16 protein-coding genes are annotated in these 15,825 nt (G+C 69.3%); 1 reads left to right on the top strand and 15 read right to left on the bottom strand.

The window, feature by feature from the left end:
- Positions 1 to 78: 78 nt before the first annotated feature.
- The 7 genes from VKV57_02065 to VKV57_02035 all read right to left on the bottom strand — a co-directional run bounded on the left by VKV57_02065 (position 79) and on the right by VKV57_02035 (position 7,696).
- On the bottom strand, positions 79 to 1,671 hold the full coding sequence (locus VKV57_02065) for a peptide ABC transporter substrate-binding protein (protein HLW58690.1): 1,593 nt from the start codon (positions 1,669 to 1,671) through the stop codon (positions 79 to 81).
- A 47-nt stretch (positions 1,672 to 1,718) separates the two neighbouring features.
- Positions 1,719 to 2,411 (bottom strand): isochorismatase family protein, encoded by a 693-nt coding sequence (locus VKV57_02060; protein HLW58689.1) that lies wholly within the window; start codon positions 2,409 to 2,411, stop codon positions 1,719 to 1,721.
- Positions 2,411 to 3,487: an Ldh family oxidoreductase gene (locus tag VKV57_02055; GenBank protein HLW58688.1), complete on the bottom strand. Its 1,077-nt coding sequence runs from the start codon at positions 3,485 to 3,487 to the stop codon at positions 2,411 to 2,413. The genes VKV57_02060 and VKV57_02055 overlap by 1 nt, the downstream gene beginning before the upstream one ends.
- A gap of 11 nt (positions 3,488 to 3,498) precedes the next feature.
- Positions 3,499 to 4,737, bottom strand: coding sequence for a Xaa-Pro peptidase family protein (locus VKV57_02050; GenBank protein HLW58687.1), 1,239 nt, complete (start codon positions 4,735 to 4,737; stop codon positions 3,499 to 3,501).
- Positions 4,734 to 5,861, bottom strand: coding sequence for a threonine synthase (locus VKV57_02045; GenBank protein ID HLW58686.1), 1,128 nt, complete (start codon positions 5,859 to 5,861; stop codon positions 4,734 to 4,736). Before VKV57_02045 ends, VKV57_02050 begins: the two co-directional genes overlap by 4 nt.
- A 127-nt stretch (positions 5,862 to 5,988) precedes the next feature.
- Entirely contained in the window at positions 5,989 to 6,897 is a 909-nt protein-coding gene (locus VKV57_02040) for a PAS domain-containing protein (protein HLW58685.1), read from the bottom strand.
- 292 nt (positions 6,898 to 7,189) lie between these two features.
- Positions 7,190 to 7,696 carry a DUF2306 domain-containing protein gene (locus tag VKV57_02035; protein HLW58684.1) on the bottom strand — a complete coding sequence of 169 codons (507 nt, stop codon included), beginning with the start codon at positions 7,694 to 7,696 and terminating at the stop codon, positions 7,190 to 7,192.
- A 90-nt stretch (positions 7,697 to 7,786) separates the two neighbouring features.
- Here VKV57_02035 and VKV57_02030 point away from each other — a divergent pair, with 90 nt between their 5' ends.
- The gene (locus VKV57_02030; protein ID HLW58683.1) at positions 7,787 to 8,170 is read left to right on the top strand and encodes a nuclear transport factor 2 family protein; all 384 of its coding nucleotides are present in this window, start codon (positions 7,787 to 7,789) and stop codon (positions 8,168 to 8,170) included.
- A 192-nt stretch (positions 8,171 to 8,362) separates the two neighbouring features.
- Here VKV57_02030 and VKV57_02025 read toward each other — a convergent pair whose 3' ends face one another.
- The 8 genes from VKV57_02025 to VKV57_01990 form a co-directional block, all read right to left on the bottom strand.
- On the bottom strand, positions 8,363 to 9,148 hold the full coding sequence (locus VKV57_02025; protein ID HLW58682.1) for a hypothetical protein: 786 nt from the start codon (positions 9,146 to 9,148) through the stop codon (positions 8,363 to 8,365).
- Between the two features lie 61 nt (positions 9,149 to 9,209).
- Positions 9,210 to 9,914, bottom strand: coding sequence for a 2Fe-2S iron-sulfur cluster-binding protein (locus VKV57_02020; protein HLW58681.1), 705 nt, complete (start codon positions 9,912 to 9,914; stop codon positions 9,210 to 9,212).
- Positions 9,911 to 11,638, bottom strand: coding sequence for an FAD-binding protein (locus VKV57_02015; GenBank protein HLW58680.1), 1,728 nt, complete (start codon positions 11,636 to 11,638; stop codon positions 9,911 to 9,913). The genes VKV57_02020 and VKV57_02015 overlap by 4 nt, the downstream gene beginning before the upstream one ends.
- The gene (locus VKV57_02010; protein ID HLW58679.1) at positions 11,628 to 12,233 is read right to left on the bottom strand and encodes a FumA C-terminus/TtdB family hydratase beta subunit; all 606 of its coding nucleotides are present in this window, start codon (positions 12,231 to 12,233) and stop codon (positions 11,628 to 11,630) included. Before VKV57_02010 ends, VKV57_02015 begins: the two co-directional genes overlap by 11 nt.
- A gap of 1 nt (position 12,234) precedes the next feature.
- Positions 12,235 to 13,128, bottom strand: coding sequence for a fumarate hydratase (locus tag VKV57_02005; GenBank protein HLW58678.1), 894 nt, complete (start codon positions 13,126 to 13,128; stop codon positions 12,235 to 12,237).
- A gap of 19 nt (positions 13,129 to 13,147) precedes the next feature.
- Positions 13,148 to 13,972, bottom strand: a complete 825-nt coding sequence (locus VKV57_02000) for an ABC transporter permease (GenBank protein ID HLW58677.1) — start codon at positions 13,970 to 13,972, stop codon at positions 13,148 to 13,150.
- Entirely contained in the window at positions 13,969 to 14,769 is an 801-nt protein-coding gene (locus tag VKV57_01995) for an ABC transporter ATP-binding protein (GenBank protein HLW58676.1), read from the bottom strand. Before VKV57_01995 ends, VKV57_02000 begins: the two co-directional genes overlap by 4 nt.
- A gap of 23 nt (positions 14,770 to 14,792) precedes the next feature.
- On the bottom strand, positions 14,793 to 15,770 hold the full coding sequence (locus tag VKV57_01990) for an ABC transporter substrate-binding protein (GenBank protein HLW58675.1): 978 nt from the start codon (positions 15,768 to 15,770) through the stop codon (positions 14,793 to 14,795).
- Between the last annotated feature and the right edge of the window lie 55 nt (positions 15,771 to 15,825).

The raw sequence follows: 15,825 nt of genomic DNA, 5'->3' as shown, positions 1-15,825 counted from the left end.
CGGCACGGCGGGGGGTGCCCCGGGCAGCCCGGACGCACCCCCCCCCGCGACGCACGTGAGCCCTCACGCCTCGGCCGGCTACTTCTGAATGCTGATGGAGTTGAACCGCAGCCAGCCGGACAACGCGGGGGTGGTCTCTAGCCCGCGCACGTAGGGCTTCTTGAGGACGGCGAACTGCGTGAACACGATCGGGATCATCGCGCCGTCTTCGACGGCCAGCGCCTCCGCCTTGTGGTAGAGGACGGTCCGCGCACTCTCGGTGGGGGCGGCGTTCGCTTCGTCGACGAGCCGGTCGAACTCCGGGCTCGCATAGCTCACGCGGTCGAGCGGCGACTTGCTGTACAGCAGCAGGTCCAGGTAGTCGCTGTAGTCCAGGTAGTCGGCGGCCCACCCGGTCATGAACGACGCAAACGTCGTCCGGCGGTTCATGCCCTGCTGAAAGCTGGCGAACTCCGTCTTCTGCAGCTGCACGTCGACGCCCAGGTTGTCTTTGAGCATCGCCGCGGCCGCCTCCGCCGCCATCTGGTAGTCCGGCGCGATCGGGTTCATGGCGATGGTGAGGGGAGGCAGTTTCCCGGCGAACCCCGCCTCGGCCAACAGCTTCTTGGCCGCCGCGGGATCGTAGGCCAGCCCTTTGTACCCGCTGTTGAATCCCGGGATGCCGGGGGGGACGATGGACGCGGCCGGCTGATAAAAGCCGAAGAAGACGGTTTTGGCGATCCTCGCCTTGTCCACCGCGAGCGCGAAGGCCCGCCGCACGCGGACGTCCTTGAACGGCTCGTACACGCGCGGGTTCGGCCCGAACCAGATGATCTGGGCGCGCGGGAAGACGAGCAGTTCCTTGCCCAGGACCGGATCGCTCTTAATCCGCTGGAAGTCGCCGAGCGGGACCGGCACGAGATCGAGCTGACCGGCCTGGTACTCCGACAGCCGGGTCGTCGCCTGCGTCACGACCGGCATCTCGATCCGCGTGACCTTGGGCGCGCCCAGGAAGTAGTTCGGGTCGCTCGCCAGGGTCACGTGATCGTTGTGCACCCATTCCTTCATGGTGTACGGTCCCGACCCGGCGTCCCGGGTCTCGTACCAGCCCTTGCCGCCCTGCCCGACGACGTCCTTGTCGAGCACGACCGCCGCGTAGTAGGCCAGCCGGCTGAGGAAGCCGCCGCGCGCCTTGGGGTTGAGGACGAACTGCAGGGTCAGCGGGTCGATCACCCGGATCCCGGCGAGATCGGGCGCGCCCTTCTGCTGCGCGTCGAAGCCTTCGATCCCCGGCAGCACGACGTCGGCCACCTCGGTGGCCACCTTGGGATCGCCCATGCGCTCGAACGACCATTTCCAGTCGGCGGCGGTCACCTTGCGGCCGCCGTGGAAGCGGACGTTCTCGTTGAGGTGGAACGTGTATACCAGGCCGTTGGGGGAGGTGGCCCAGCTGCGCGCCCCCTCGGGAACGATCTTGCCGCTGCTGTCGAACCCGACCAGGGTGGTGTACATCAAGAACGTGAGGTCGCCGGAGGAGAAGTCGGTCGCGAAATACGGGTCAATCGTCGGCGGCTCTCCCCCCAACGGCACCCGGAACACCCCCGCCTGCTGTCCGATTGCCGGGATCCCCATGTCGATGAGCGCCGCGGTCAGCACCACGGCCACGATCACACCGATCCACCTTCGTGCCACGCGCATCCCTCCTCCCAAAAGTGACGGACCAGATCGCACGCGCCGGTTCACCTGTGACTCGGTGCCCCCACTGGGCGCTCGTGCTCGCCCTGGCGCACCGCCTTCAGGTATTCGAGCACGTCCGCGGTGGGGACGACATCGCCGTACTTCATGTGGATATCGAAGAGGGTGACTTTGTGCGAGGTCAGCCCGCGGTCGCAGACACACTCTTCGGGAACGATCGCCCGGAAGCTGTAGTTGAACGCATCCAGCACCGTATCGCGCACGCACCCGCTGGTGACGGTTCCGGTGACGATCACCGTGTCCACGCGGTGATAGATCAGGTAGCTCGCCAGGTCGGTGCCCCAGAACGCGCTCGGGGCGGATTTCACCAGCACGGACTCCGACTCCAGCGGGCGCAGCTCGGACACGATCTCGTAGGCGGCCGGATCGCTCATGATCGGCTGCCGGTTGGCCGTGACCTTCCACCGACCGCGCTCGGCCGGGATCGTGCGCCGGCGCGCCTTTGAAAAGAAGACCGGGCATCCGGCGGTCCGGGCCGCCGCGAGCACCGTCTGAATGGCCCGGACGGTCGCGGGCGCCCCCGGACTGCTGTACGGATAGGCGGGATCGACAAACGCGGTGTACATATCCACGACGAGCAGGGCGGGACGCCGGCCGAAGCCGACCCGTCCCCCCCACCCCCCGCGCTCGTAGAGCGCCTGCTCCTCCTGCGGAATCACATCGTCCCAAACGGCCATCACATCGCCTCCTTAGCGCCACCGTCGGTCGCGGTAGGGACCAACTGGGCCAGCGGATGCTCCACGTTGAGGCTCCGCGCCAGCTCGATCAGCTCGCACCACAGGCCGGACGGCACGTGCAGGCCCCGCGCCGTGCTCCGCTGCTTTCGTGCCGCGCTGCCCTCCCCGGGGAGCCGGATCTCATCGACCCCGGCGCGCGGCGGGACCCCCTTGATCTCCGCCACCAGGCCGGCGAGGCCGCGGTCGTAGGCCTCCCGCGGCAGGAACGCCTCGACCCGGATCGCGCCGACGAAGTTCGCCGAGGACTCGGGCGGCCACACCCCGCCCAGCACGCCGCAGAGGATCTCGACCGCGACGGCGAGCGCGTATCCCTTGTGCCCGCCCAGCGGGGCGAGCGTGCCGTGGGGAGGCAGCGCCTGATGCGGGTCGCGTGTCGGCGCGCCTGCGGCGTCGAACGCCCAGCCCTCCGGCAGCAGCTGGCGCATTTTCTGCGCGAGCAGCACGTTCCCCCGGGCGCCTTGGGTCGTCGAGATGTCCACGACGATCGGGGGGCCGTCCCCGCGGGGAAAGCCGATCGCGATCGGGTTCGTGCCGAAGATCGGCGCGGTACCGCCCCACGGCGCGACCCAGGACGATTGGGGATTGCCCGCGCAGGCGATGAGCCCGATCATTCCCCGCGCGGCCGCCGTCTCGACGTACCGCCCCAGCCGGCCGATGTGGTTCGTGTTGCGCACCGTCGCAAAGCACACCCCGGTCTGCGTCGCCCGTTCCACGCAGCGCCCCAGGGCGTCCCCCGCGGCGACGTGTCCCCATCCGTTGTGCGCATCCAGCACGAGCGCGGCCCCGCCGTCGTGCACAACGGTGACCCGGGTGGGAGACGCGATCTCGCCGGTGCGCGCCCACTTCACGTACGGAGGCACCCGCACCAACCCCTGCGACCGACTTTCGCGCTCCTCGGCGTCCACGACGTGGGCGGCGACAAGGGCCGCCTCCTCCGGGACCACCCCGGCCGCGGTGAGCATCGCGCCGACCAGATCGGTCAACGCCGGCGCGGCGATCGGGCCGATCTCGGGCATCACCACCCCGCCTACCACCATCGGATCGGGCACCGGTTCAGGCGCTCGACCCCGGAGGCGGTGACCCACCACACGTCCTCCCAGCACGCGGTCCCGAACCCCGTCCGGACCAGCATCGGCTCAAAGGCGAACACCATGTTCTGCTCAAGCCGCGCCGGATTGCCGGGGGCGAACGCGGGGAGGTCCTGCGTCGCGGCGCCGACCCCGTGACCGCGAAAGTACAGGTAGTCGGCATACCCTTCCCGGCGGGCGCGGGCGAGGGCCAGTTCGGCCAGGTCCCCGATCACGGCGCCCGGGCGTGCCGCGCCCATGACCTCCTCGACGATGGCGATCTGCGTCTCCATGAAGCGCAGCTGTTCGGCCGAGGGCGTGCCGCAGACGCGATGCCGGGAGGTATCGCTGTGGTATCCCATGTACCGGCCCCCGACGTCGACGTAGACCATGTCCCCCTCCCGCACCTGGTAGGCGGTGGGGGCCATGTGCTTAAATCCCGCCCGCGCCCCGGCGCAGAGGCCGATCGCGAACGCGGGGTGTTCGGCGCCGGCCCGGAACATCGCGCGGTACGCCTCCCCGGCCAGCTCGAACTCGGTGATCCCCGGCCGCACCGACTCCATCACCGCCCGCGCCGCTTCATCGGCCAAGTGACAGGCGCGTCGCATCACCTCGACTTCACGAGGGCTCTTGATGGCGCGCAGCTCGCGCAGCAGCGGGCCGGCCTGCGCCACGCGGGCCTGGGGAAAGGTGTCGCGGAGAAACCCGGCGACCCGGTCGCCGTCCCCTTCGCCCACGACGCCGAGGCTGGCCCGATCGCAGCCCCGCTCGATGATGAGGTCCTCCAAGTGGTCGAAGACCGTGGCCGGGCTCGCCCCCCCCGTGACCGTGCGGGGCGCCGCCGCACACCGCACGTCATCGATCCAGCAGTCTTGAATGCCGGAGTGCATCGGCTCCCCGTGCATGACGGCGTTGGTGGTGAAGCCGGGCGCCCCCTGCTGCGGCACGACCAGCAGGCTGTCCCCACCGTAGAAGTCTTCAAAGTTCGCCAGGTAGCGGATGTTGGTGCCGTCGGCGCGGTTTCCGAGGACAACCAGGCACTGGAACCCCTCCCGGGCCATCAAGCGCCCCAGCCTCTGCAGGCGCTCATGGTACTCCTCGACCGGAAACGGCAGGTTCATCCAGGGGAGGCGGTCCGCGTACGTGTACGGGACGCGGCCCCACCCGTACGGCATCGCCGCCCGGCCTTTGGCGCTCACGGTGCGCACCCCCCGTCTTTGAGGCCCGTTCCGGTCAGCGCCACCACCGTGGTTTCTTCGGGGGCAACGATCCCTTCGCGCAGCAGCCGCTCGGCCGCCGCCGCGCCGACCGCGGCGGTCGGCTCCACGAACAACCCCTGGTTGGCCAGGTCGAACCAGCCGCGGTAGATCTCCTCCTCGGTCACCGTGACGATCGCCCCCCCCGTCTCACGCACCGCCAGGAGGATCTGGCGATCCCGCGGCGGGTGCTGGATCCGGATCCCTTCGGCCATGCTGGCGCGCAGCGGATAGTCGACACCGTCCACGCTTTCCAGCCCGGCGCGGAATGCGTGGTAGAGGGGGGCACAGTGTTTCGCCTGCACGCCGATGAGGCGCGGCAGGCGATCGATCAGCCCGGCCCGGCGCAGCGCCTGGAATCCCAGATAGGCGCCGAAGAGGAGCGTCCCCGCGCCGACGGGGACGACCACGGCGTCGGGGACCCGCATCCCCATCTGCTCCCAGATCTCCAGGCTGACCGTCTGCGTGCCGGCGAGGAAGTAGGGCGACAAGAGGTGACTCGCGTAGACGGCGCCTTCCGACGCCGACTCGGCCGCCCGGGACACATCCGCACGCGTCCCTTCGACGAGGACGAGACACGCGCCGTAACTGCGGATCTGACGGACCTTCGCCGGCGAGGTTGATGCCGGGATGTAAATGTCGCAGGTGATCCCCGCGGCCGAACAGTAGGCGGCGATGGAAGCCCCGGCGTTCCCCGAGGAGTCTTCGACCACCCGGCGGGCTCCCAGTGCGTTGAGGACGCTCACCAGCACCGTCGAGCCGCGGTCCTTGAAGGAACCGGTGGGGGAGAGGAATTCCAGCTTGTACTTCAGCCCCCGACTCCGCCTCGCGTCGATGAGCGGCGTCCCACCTTCTCCGAGTGAGACGAGGCGTCCCTCCGTGATATCGGGAAGGATCGCGCGATACCGCCACACTCCTGCCGGCCGTTGGGCGATCGCGTCGACGGTAAGCGTGGGCGTCCCCGTCAGATCCAGTGGGCCGCCACAGGTGCAGCGCCACACGTCGAGCGACGACGCGAAGGACCGGCCGCACCGGCTGCACCGGAGATCCGGCAGCCCAACGCTCACAGCGGTTCGCGGCTCCTGCCTCGCCATGCCTGATGCGTCGGACATTCCTGGAGCGCGCTCCGGTGATTCTCAATTTGCAATGGAATTGTCAATAAGATAATGCGGGGCCGGAAGATCGGATCCCTGCTCAGCGTGCGGGGCGCCGCAGTTTGCGGTACAGGGTGGCCAGGCTGATGCCGAGCGCGCGTGCGGCGCGCCGCTTTCCTTCTCCCGACGTTCCGTATCGAGCCAGGGCCTCCCGAATGAGCTGCCCGTCCGCATCGGCGAGGGTCGGCATTTCTGGGCGGATCGGTGATCGCGCCGCGGCGGGTTCTCGGAGGACGATCAGCGTGCCGATCGTGTGCGCGCCGCGGCGGAGGGGACGGATCGTCTGGAAGAACCGAAACCGGTGCCCGTTGCGCTGGAAGACGACTTCCCGGGCGTGTTCGGCGTCCTCAGGCTCGCCGAGCTGCGCGCCCGGAGGGTACCAGTGAGCCAGCAGCTGCCCGGTGAGGTCCATATCCGCGCGCAGCATCTCCAGCGCGGCGCGGTTGCAGTAGAGCACCACCCCTCCCCGATCCACGCCGAGCACCCCGTTGGGAAGCGAGTCCAGCACCGCCTCCGCCGGCGCCGCCGGGGCCGGTACCGCGGGCGCGGCCGCCTGCCGCCCGGCGGCGCTTCCCAATAGATCGGCGAACGTAAGGAGCAAATCCGTGACCTGCTGGGCGTGCCCGCGCAGGCTCGCTCCCTGCCCGGCCATGGTAGGAACCAGGCCCATCACTCCCACCACATCGCCCGCCACCATCACAGGGCAGGCGACCAGCGGACCCGGCCGTTCCGGGACCGCGGGTTCTGCCCAGGCGGGCAACCCGGTGCGGAGACAGCGGATGTAGAGATCCGCATGCAGGCGCACCCCAAGGTGTGCCTGCGTGGGCCCGGTTCCCGCAACCAGCAGCAGGTCCCGGTCGACGACCTCCACGGCGGCATGCAGCGCTGAGTCCAGCAGGTCGGCCACCCGCCGAGCGGCCTCCGGAACGTCGGCAAGCGAGAGCGTCACCTACGCGCTGCCCGGCCCGAACTTCGGCACGCAAGATTCCGTGCGGGGACCGGGGAAAAATCCGGTCGCACGCGCCGACCACCGGCCCTTGCCACAGGATGCCGTTCCATGGCGATGGGCTTCGCGCGGATCCGGCCGGCTTCCTCGTCCGCGGGATGCTCGGTCACCCCGGCGCGTCCGGAATCGCCGCCCCGTCCACCGGCGATCTCGGGCCCCGGGGCGCGGACCCGGAATGAAGCCGACCCGCGGGCTCCCCCGTCGCCGTGCGTTTCCGCTGCCGCGGTCGCGCGCATCAGGAACTTTGCGCGGGTCGCCCGGCTCTCCGCGCCAGCGGATGGGTGAAGCGGGCGCGGACGATGAGCGGCACCCCGATCGCGCCCGGCACCACCCAGTACGCAATGGAGGGAAGATCCTTCCACAGCGGGAGGTTCGGGCCGTTGTCCACGTAGAACGCGGTCACAAGGATGACATAGGAGAGACCCATCCCGCCGATGTGCAACCTTGCCCAGTTGCGCCACCGCCGCCGCATGGCCGTCCGGCCCACAGATGCAGCGGCGAACGACAGCGCCCCAAGCACGAAGAGGGGGGAGTCCTCGGCCCAACGCATCGCCGACAGCGCTGCCGCGGATGCGCAGGCCACCGACAGCAGCCAGTAGTACACCGTCCCGAAGAGGGGGTGCCGGCCAGGGCCCTTCCTGCTCAGCATGGCCACCGGGCCGGCCGCGACACAGCCGAGCGCAACGAGCACATGCACGGCGACGATCGCGAGGAAGATCGGCGCGTCGGAGTGGATGACCAAACCGCAACCGTGACGGCGTGATCACTCATGGGCGTGACCGCATCCGGGCGCGATGCGGACGTCAGGCCGTTCGAAGGGGAGATGATGATCATGCCCACGGAAACCGGACCCAGCGCAGGCGAGACGACCGTGCTCGAACGCCTGAACGCGGAATACATCCGATCCTTCATGGAAGCGGACGTGGCCTGGTACCGGGAGCATCTCGCCGATGACTTTGTCTGCATCGAATGGAACGGCGACGTCCTGGGCAAGGAAGAATTCCTCCGTGCGGCTTCCCGCGGCCCCGACGTTGTCGACTATACGCTCGAGGACGTGCGCGTGCAAATCTATGGAGGCGTGGCCCTCATCCAGGCGACCGGGCGGTTCACGCGGCGGGACGGTGTATCCGGAAGGAGCCGGTACACGGACATCTACGCACGCGTGGGTGAGGGGTGGAGGGTCGTTTCCGCTCAAATCACCCGGGCCCGCGCCTGAGACCGTGCCGTTGGGCGGCGGACGGGAACGCGCCCGCCGCCCGAAATAGGGCGCAGCTGCCTCCATACACTCTCATCGGTGAGCGCATCCGCCATGTGGATCCTTCCTCATGACGGGTGAGGCTTCCGTTATCCGCGGACACCGCCACCCCGGTCAGAACCCGGCGGCAAAGCACCGAGCGACGCTTTTGGGTCAATGCCCGCGGAGGAGGATCACGGCGCTCGGCACGACGAGCAGCGCGGTCACGACCACCACCAGGACGAACGAGGGGACGTGCGCGGCAACCGTGCGGCGGTCGAGCGCCTCGAGCACCATCAGCCGCAGCCCGTTCAGCGCGTGGTAGATGACCGCCGTCACCAGAGCGACCTCCATGGGGATCAGATACGGCAGGGCGTAACCGGCGACGGTGCGCTCATAGAGGCCGGGCGCGAGCGGGACGAGGGCAACGTCCAGAACGTGGACGAGGAGGAATCCCAAAACGCCGAGCCCGGCGACCCGACTCAACCCAAACGCCCACTGCCCGGGGTAGTTCCATCGGCCGATCGGGGTGCGTCGGAGAAGACGTGCCGCAAGCGCCGCCGCCGTGCCGGCCAGCGCGAGGTAGGTCAGCGTGGCCAACGCGACGAGACCGGCGATCAGGGCCGTGGGGATCCAGACGGCTCCCGAGAGCGGTCCGGGGCCGCTCTGTGGGGCGCGCGGCCCCACGGCGACGGCGGCCGTGCCCAACCCCGAAAACAGGAGGATCCCCGCGGCGAAGGCCCCGTCCACCGCCGCTCGGGCGGGGGGGCGCCGGATGCGCTCCCGGAACACCCCGTGCGCCCCCGCCATGCCGTGCGTGAGCGCCAGCATCAGCAGGATCCAGTCGAATTCCCGCCAGCCGGCCACGGTCCAGCGCCGGCCGACGAACGCCGCACCCGTCGCGGACGGGACGTGCTGATAGTGCATGATAAAGAGATGCCCCAGGACGAAAGCGATCATCAGGAGGCCGCTGGCCCGCAGGTAGAACCACGTGAACGCCTGAAAGCTGCGCCCGCGGCGGCTAGCGATGGGGGGCGCCCTTTCGAAGCAGGTGGATGGAGAGGAGCGGGTTGACCCCGACCGGGCACGCGGTGATGCAGCTCCCGACGTCGTGACAGGCGAACACGCCGTCGTCCCCCGAGACGAGGGCCAGCCGGTCATCGCTGGAGGGCTCGCGGACATCGGCCTTGAGCACGTACGCCCGGTTCAGCGCGGCCGGGCCGAGGTAGCCTGGGTTGAGCGCGACCACCGGGCAGGCCGAATAGCACGCGCCGCATGAGATGCACCCAACCTGCTGGTCCACGACGTCGCGCACGCCGGAATCCGGCCGGACCACGACCGGCTCCGCGATGCGCCCCGTCATCGAGGGGTCCTCGCCGATGTAGAATGGATCGACGGACCGATACTTGGTGAAGAACGGAGCCATGTCCACCACGAGATCCTTGATCACCGGCAGCGAACGCAGCGGCTCGACGTAGACCGGACCGGAGATGCGCTCCAGCCGGAGGCGGCAGGCGAGGGCCTCGCGGCCGTTCACCACCATCGCGCACGACCCGCACATCCCCGCCCGGCACGAGTACCGGAACCCAAGGGTCCCGTCCATGCGCTCCAGGATCCAAAACAGTCCGTCCAGGACGCTCATCTTCGGCCGCACGTCCACGGTGTGCGCCTGCCAGGACGGCCGCGCGTCAGCCTCGGGATCGAAGCGCTTGACGTGGAAGATCACAGCCGCACAGTGCCCTGGCGCGCGTCGAGGTCGCGAGGCCGCAGCCGGGTCAGGCGCACCGGCTCCGTCCATGGCGGGCGCCCGACGGCCTGGTGGATGTTGACCAACCACTCCGCGTCGTCGCGTTCGGGGAAGTCGCTGCGGGCGTGAGACCCTCGGCTCTCCCGGCGGTAGAGGGCTGCGGTGGCGGTGAGGCGAGCGGCGGTGAGCAGGTTCCGCACGTCGAGCGCCTGCTGCCAGGCGAGGTTCCAGCGCCGCGCATTCGGCACCGACGCTCGGGCGGCGCGCTCCTCGAGTTCGCCGATCGCCGCCAGCGCGGCCGTCAGTCCCCGCTCGTCCCGGACGAGTCCGGCGTGTTCCCACATCACCTCAAGGAGGCAGTCCCGGATTTTGAACGCATTCTCGCCGTGCCCGTGTTCGAGGGGCGCGCGCGCGACCATCTCCCCCCGCGCCACCTCGGATTCGTCCGGTTCCACGAGCGTCGACTCCGCGCACACCTGGGCCGCCGTCCGGCCGGCCCGCGACCCAAAGACGCACGATTCCGCCACGCCGTTCCCGCCCAAGCGGTTCGCCCCGTGCACGCCCCCGGCGTCCTCGCCCGCGACGAGCAGCCCCGCCACCGCGGTGCGGCAGTCCACGTCGATCGAGACGCCGCCCATATGAAAGTGGGCCGTGGGGGTCACCTCCACCGGTCCGGTGGTGAGATCGTACCCGACCTCCGCGCAGCGCTGAACCATCCCGGGAAAGGTTCGGGCGACGTACTCAGCGCCAAGATGCGAGGCGTCGAGCCACACCCCGCCCGCCGCCGTGCCGCGCCCGGCCATGATCTCAAGATAGCTCGCCCGGGCCACGAGATCCCGGGTGGCGCGCTCCATTCGGACGGGGTCATACCGCGCCATGAAGCGCTCGCCCTGGGCGTTGACCATGTAGGCGCCGGCGCCGCGGAGGCCCTCTTCCAGCACCATGCCGGACAGCCGCGAGGCCCCGGCGAGGAGCCCGGTGGGGTGGAACTGCATCATCTCCATGTCGATCAGGTCGCACCCGGCGCGGTACGCCATCGCGTAGCCGTCCCCCGTCTTCTCCAGCGAGGGAGCGGAGTACGTGTACATCCGCGGGCCGCCGCCGGTCGCCAGGACGACGACCCGGGCCCGCCCGAGAACGAAGTCGCCGTCCCGCTGCCGCAGCAGGAGCGCGCCCGCGATGCGCGCCCCCGAACGGTCGTGGATCAGCTCGAGCGCGCGCGTCTCGTCGAGGATCCGGATGTTCCGGGCGAGCAGCTGATCGTGGAGGCGGCTGACGATCTCGATGCCGGTGAGGTCGCCCCGGTGCACGGTGCGGTCGAACGATTGGCCGGCAAACGCCTTCTGATGGATCCGGCCGTCCTCCCCACGGTCGAAGAAGCACCCGACTTTCGTCTCCAGCTTGCGGATGACGTCGGGCGCCTCGGAGACGAGGGTCCAGGCCAGGTCCTGATTGTTCAAAAACTGCCCGCCCGCCAGCGTGTCGCGAAAGTGCAGTTCCGGGGAGTCGCGAGGATCCAGCGCGGCGTTGAACCCTCCCTGCACCAGCCGCGTGCACCCGCTCTTGCCGATCAGGCCCTTGGCGGCCACGACGATGTCAAGGCGCGGGTCGGTGTCGTACGCGTGCAGCGCGGCCATTAGGCCCGCGCCGCCGCTGCCGAGGATCAAGACGTCGCAGGCGAACTCGCTCCGGTCACGGGCCATCGGAGAGCCCCAGCTTCGCGAACACATCGGCGAGCCGCTGCTGCGCCCGCTGCGCCACGTCGCGATACATGCTGGCGCCTGTCGCATCCATCGCCACGATCAGCGGCCCGAAGGCTCGGACGCGGAACTGCCAGAGGCACTCGGGCATCAGGTCTTCCCAATAGACGTGCTCGATCGCCTCGACCTGCTCGGTCTCCACCGACGCCGCGCCGCCGACGATGGCGAGATACGCTCCGCCGTACCGCGTCAGCGCGGCGCTGCTCAGGTCGGAGAGGCCGCCCTTGCCGATGATCGCCCGGACGCCGTAGTCCCGCAGCACGCCTTCGGTGAAGCGGTCCATGCGCATGCTGGTCGTGGTTCCGACCGTCGTGGGCTCGTAACCGCTCGGGGCGGCCGCGGACGGCCGAACGTTGGGCGCCACGTGCAATAGGACGCCGCCCCGCAGGTCCGCGGGCGGGGGCTGGCCCTGATCGAAGATGCGGATCAGGGTCGCGTCGCGGATCCCCCAGACGATGCCGTCGAGCACCACGGTGTCGCCGACCCGGAGAGCCCGCACCGCGTCTTCGCTGGTCGGAGTCTGAAGCCGGTGCTCCATCTCAGTACCCAATCTCCACGCGGCCGTCGCGGAACAGCCGGGCCCGGCGGCGTTCGCCCCGCCAGCACTGCATGTTCACCGCCACCGGGTTGAGGGTGATGTGCGTCCACGCGGTCTCGATGTGCAGGTCGAGCGCCGTGGTGTCCCCTCCCAGCCCCATCGGGCCGATCCCCGTGCTGTTGATGGCCTCGAGCAGTTCGAGCTCCAGCGCCGCGACTTGCGGGTCCGGATGCCGCTGGCCAACCGGCCGCAGCGTCGCCTTCTTCGCCAGTGTGACGCACAGGTCGGAGGATCCGCCGATCCCCACCCCGACGATCGTCGGCGGGCAGGGTCGGCCCCCGGCGCCGACGCAGGTCTCGAGGACAAACTTCTTCACCCCGGCGATCCCGTCGGCCGGCAGCAGCATCTTCAAGAAGGACATGCTCTCCGAGCCGGACCCCTTCGGCATCATCATGATTTCGATGTGGTCGGTTTCGCCGGAGAACTCCACGTGTACGACCGGCACCAGCTCCCCGCTGCTGGTTTGGCGGTTCTCGCGCCGGACCGGCGAGACGATGCTGGAGCGCAGGGGCGTCTCGGTCGTCGCCCGCTCCACGCCGCGGCGCAGCGCGTCGATCATGCGGGCGCCGTCGATGAGGAACCCGCGCCCGATGGTGATCCAGAAGATCGGAATGCCGGTGTCCTGACACACCAACGTCTGCTTGCGGTCCGAGATGTCGATCGCCTTGAGCATGGTGGCGAGGATCCCGCGCGCCACCGGGTTCGATTCGCGCGCCTGGGCGTCCCGCAGGCCCTGCCGGATATCGGGCGGGATGTCGATCTGCGCATCCAGGTACAGCTGCCGTCCCAGATCCTCGAACAGCGAGTCGAGTTGGGGAATGGTCTCTTCCGTCATGCTCCGCCCCCCGGGCGCTTCATTTTGCCGTCTTCATGCCCCAGCGGACCACAGTCCGCTGTTCGATCACCCCGAAGACAAGATCCACGGCGATCCCGAGGATCGAGATAACGATCAGGCCAGCAAAGATGTCCGGCACGAGTAGGTAGTACCGGGCGTTGTTGATGTACCAGCCGAGGCCGCCGGTTGAGCCGGCGACGCCGAAGACGAGCTCCGCGGCGACGACGGTCCGCCAACCGAACGCCCACGCCGCCTTCAGGCCGGCCAGGATGAACGGCAGCGCCGCCGGCAGCAGCACCCCCACGACCATGCGGAGGTGGGACAGGCCCAGATTGCGGGCCACCATCTGCGTGGTCGGGCTGATCGAGCGGAATCCGGCGTCCGTGTTGATCGCCACCGGCCAGACGGTGGCGAGCGCGACGACGAGCACGATGGACTTCGGCGTGATCCCGAACCAGATCATCGCCAGCGGCAGGATGGCGATGGAGGGCAAGGGGTTCATGACGGCGATCAGCACCGACAGTACGTCGTAACCGACCGCCGAGAACACGGCGACCGAGGCCAGCCCAAACCCGGCGAGGCCCCCGATCGCGATGCCGACGATCAGGTTACCGAGCGTGGCCGCGGTGGCATCGGGGATCTTGCGGTTCAGGACGTCGGCCAGGAGCGCCCGGCCGACGTCAACCGGCGACGAGACCAGCAGCGGGGAAACGTGGGCGCCCCAAACGTACAGCTGCCACCCGACCAAGAGCAGGCCGATGATCACCGCGTACCGGACCAGCGCCGGCGCACGCCTCCACTCGAAGGCTCCGCGCGCCCCCGCCCACTCGGACTGCGCCCTCACGGGGTCTCCCGCCCCACCCTCGCGGACACCCGGGGCGCGGCCCCCTCCGGCGCGATCAGCAGCGTGCGAAGGTGATCCGAAATCTCCCGGAACGCCTCGCTGCCCCACTCTTCTGCGGCCCCGGTATCCACGATCTCGCGCACCCGCCCGCTGTGCTCGGACATCACCAGCACGCGGTGCCCCAGGAAGACCGCCTCGGAGATGGAGTGGGTCACCAGAATGATCGTCACCCCGGTCCGCCGCCAGATCTCGTTGAGCTCCACCTGGAGGTGGCTTCGGGTGATTTCATCGAGGGCGCCGAACGGCTCGTCCATCAACAGGATCTGGGGCTCCAGGGCAAGCGCGCGGGCGATCGCGGCGCGCTGCTTCATCCCACCGGAGAGCTGGTGCGGGTACCGGTCCGCGGCGTGGGCGATGCCGACCAACTCGAGCATCTGCCGGGTGCGTTCGCGGCCCTCCGCCCCCCGCACGCCCTTCGCCGCGGCGAGCGCATAGGTGACGTTGCCGAGGACCGTGTGCCACGCAAAGAGCTGCTCGAAATCCTGGAAGACCACCGCCCGATCCGGACCGGGGGCGGCGATCGGAACGCCGTTCACCAGAATGCTGCCGTCCGCCGGCCGGATGAACCCCGCGATCGCCTTCAAGAGCGTGGTTTTGCCGCACCCCGAGGGACCGATGATCACGAACTTCTCGCCGCGATGCACCGTAAAGCTCGCTCGATCGACCGCGCAGAACGTTCCGTACTTGAGCGTCACGTCGCGCGCCGTCACCAGCGGCACCGACGACCTGTCCGGCATTCGCTCTCTCCACCGCCCCGAGGCTAGCTGCCGAGGCAGTGGAGCGGCGCGAGCTCAATCTCGCACATCGAGGTCGGCACCTTCGACAGCAGCCCGATTTCGTGCATGAACTGAGCGTACTTCAAGAATCCGTGAGGGGCCGTAGTGTAGGCGACGCCCTGGTGCGTGATCCATGCGAGGAACTGCGCGGCCGTCGGCTTTCCGCCGGCGTCCTGCGAGAGGATCGCCGCGGCCTCATCCGGGTGCGCGTTGACGAATGCGGTCGCCGCAGACAGGTCGCGGTACATCGCCTCCCCCAGCATCGGGTAGGTGCGATAGAGGGCGTCCGTCGTGAACACGCTGTTGAACGTGCTGGGGCCAAACAGATCGTAGCTCTGCAGAATGATGTGCCCGCCCGCCGCCACCTCGTCGAACTCGAACGGCGGCGAGGCGAGGTGCGCCGCAAGCTGCCCGTGCAGCAGCGCCTGCTCTCCCACCGGATGCTCGATTGCGACGATTGCGTTGTCGAAGGCGTGGGGATTGCCGAGCTCCATTTGGGCACCCCTGCGGAGCACGATCGCCTGAATCGAGTCCGGACCGGGCATGCCGATTTTCATCGCGGGGGTGATATCCCTGAGGGTCTTGACGTGCGGATCCATCGTCACGAGCCAGAGGTTCATCTCGTTCATCGCCGCAATCAGTCGGAGGCCGGCGCCCCGGTCCCACCCGATCAGAAACGGTCCGACGCCCCCGGAGCCGAACTGAATTTGTCCCGCGATCAGGCCATCGCGGATCGCCGCGCCGTTGGCCAGCAGCTTCCATTCAAACGACGTCCCGGTGAACTGCTTCTCAAGGGTGCGCTGCGCCTTGATGATCAGCAGGGTGGCGTAGCCAATCCCGGGCTGGTAGGCGATCGTCACCGTCGGCGGAGCGGCACCCGCCGCCCACGCGTGTCCGGACCCGATCAGCCAGCCGGCCAGGAGAACCGAAAGGGCGAGGAGCATTGCACGGCGATGCAACATCGGTTTCTCCTCCCGCTCGCGAAAGGCGGAATCTGGCGCCCCCCGGGGGCGCACC

The sequence above is a fragment of the bacterium genome (genome assembly GCA_035307765.1).
GTDB lineage: Bacteria > Sysuimicrobiota > Sysuimicrobiia > Sysuimicrobiales > Segetimicrobiaceae > Segetimicrobium.
Note: the sequence above shows the minus strand (reverse complement) of the source record. Positions and strands in the feature narration are given on the sequence as shown.

Excerpts from the sequence above, each read along its gene's own strand:
- VKV57_02060 (HLW58689.1), bottom strand. The coding sequence starts at position 2,411 with ATGGCCGTTTGGGACGATGTGATTCCGCAGGAGGAGCAGGCGCTCTAC.
- VKV57_02055 (HLW58688.1), bottom strand. The coding sequence starts at position 3,487 with ATGCCCGAGATCGGCCCGATCGCCGCGCCGGCGTTGACCGATCTGGTC.
- VKV57_02030 (HLW58683.1), top strand. The coding sequence starts at position 7,787 with ATGCCCACGGAAACCGGACCCAGCGCAGGCGAGACGACCGTGCTCGAA.
- VKV57_02025 (HLW58682.1), bottom strand. The coding sequence starts at position 9,148 with ATGATCGCTTTCGTCCTGGGGCATCTCTTTATCATGCACTATCAGCAC.
- VKV57_02015 (HLW58680.1), bottom strand. The coding sequence starts at position 11,638 with ATGGCCCGTGACCGGAGCGAGTTCGCCTGCGACGTCTTGATCCTCGGC.
- VKV57_02010 (HLW58679.1), bottom strand. The coding sequence starts at position 12,233 with ATGGAGCACCGGCTTCAGACTCCGACCAGCGAAGACGCGGTGCGGGCT.
- VKV57_02005 (HLW58678.1), bottom strand. The coding sequence starts at position 13,128 with ATGACGGAAGAGACCATTCCCCAACTCGACTCGCTGTTCGAGGATCTG.
- VKV57_01995 (HLW58676.1), bottom strand. The coding sequence starts at position 14,769 with ATGCCGGACAGGTCGTCGGTGCCGCTGGTGACGGCGCGCGACGTGACG.
- VKV57_01990 (HLW58675.1), bottom strand. The coding sequence starts at position 15,770 with ATGTTGCATCGCCGTGCAATGCTCCTCGCCCTTTCGGTTCTCCTGGCC.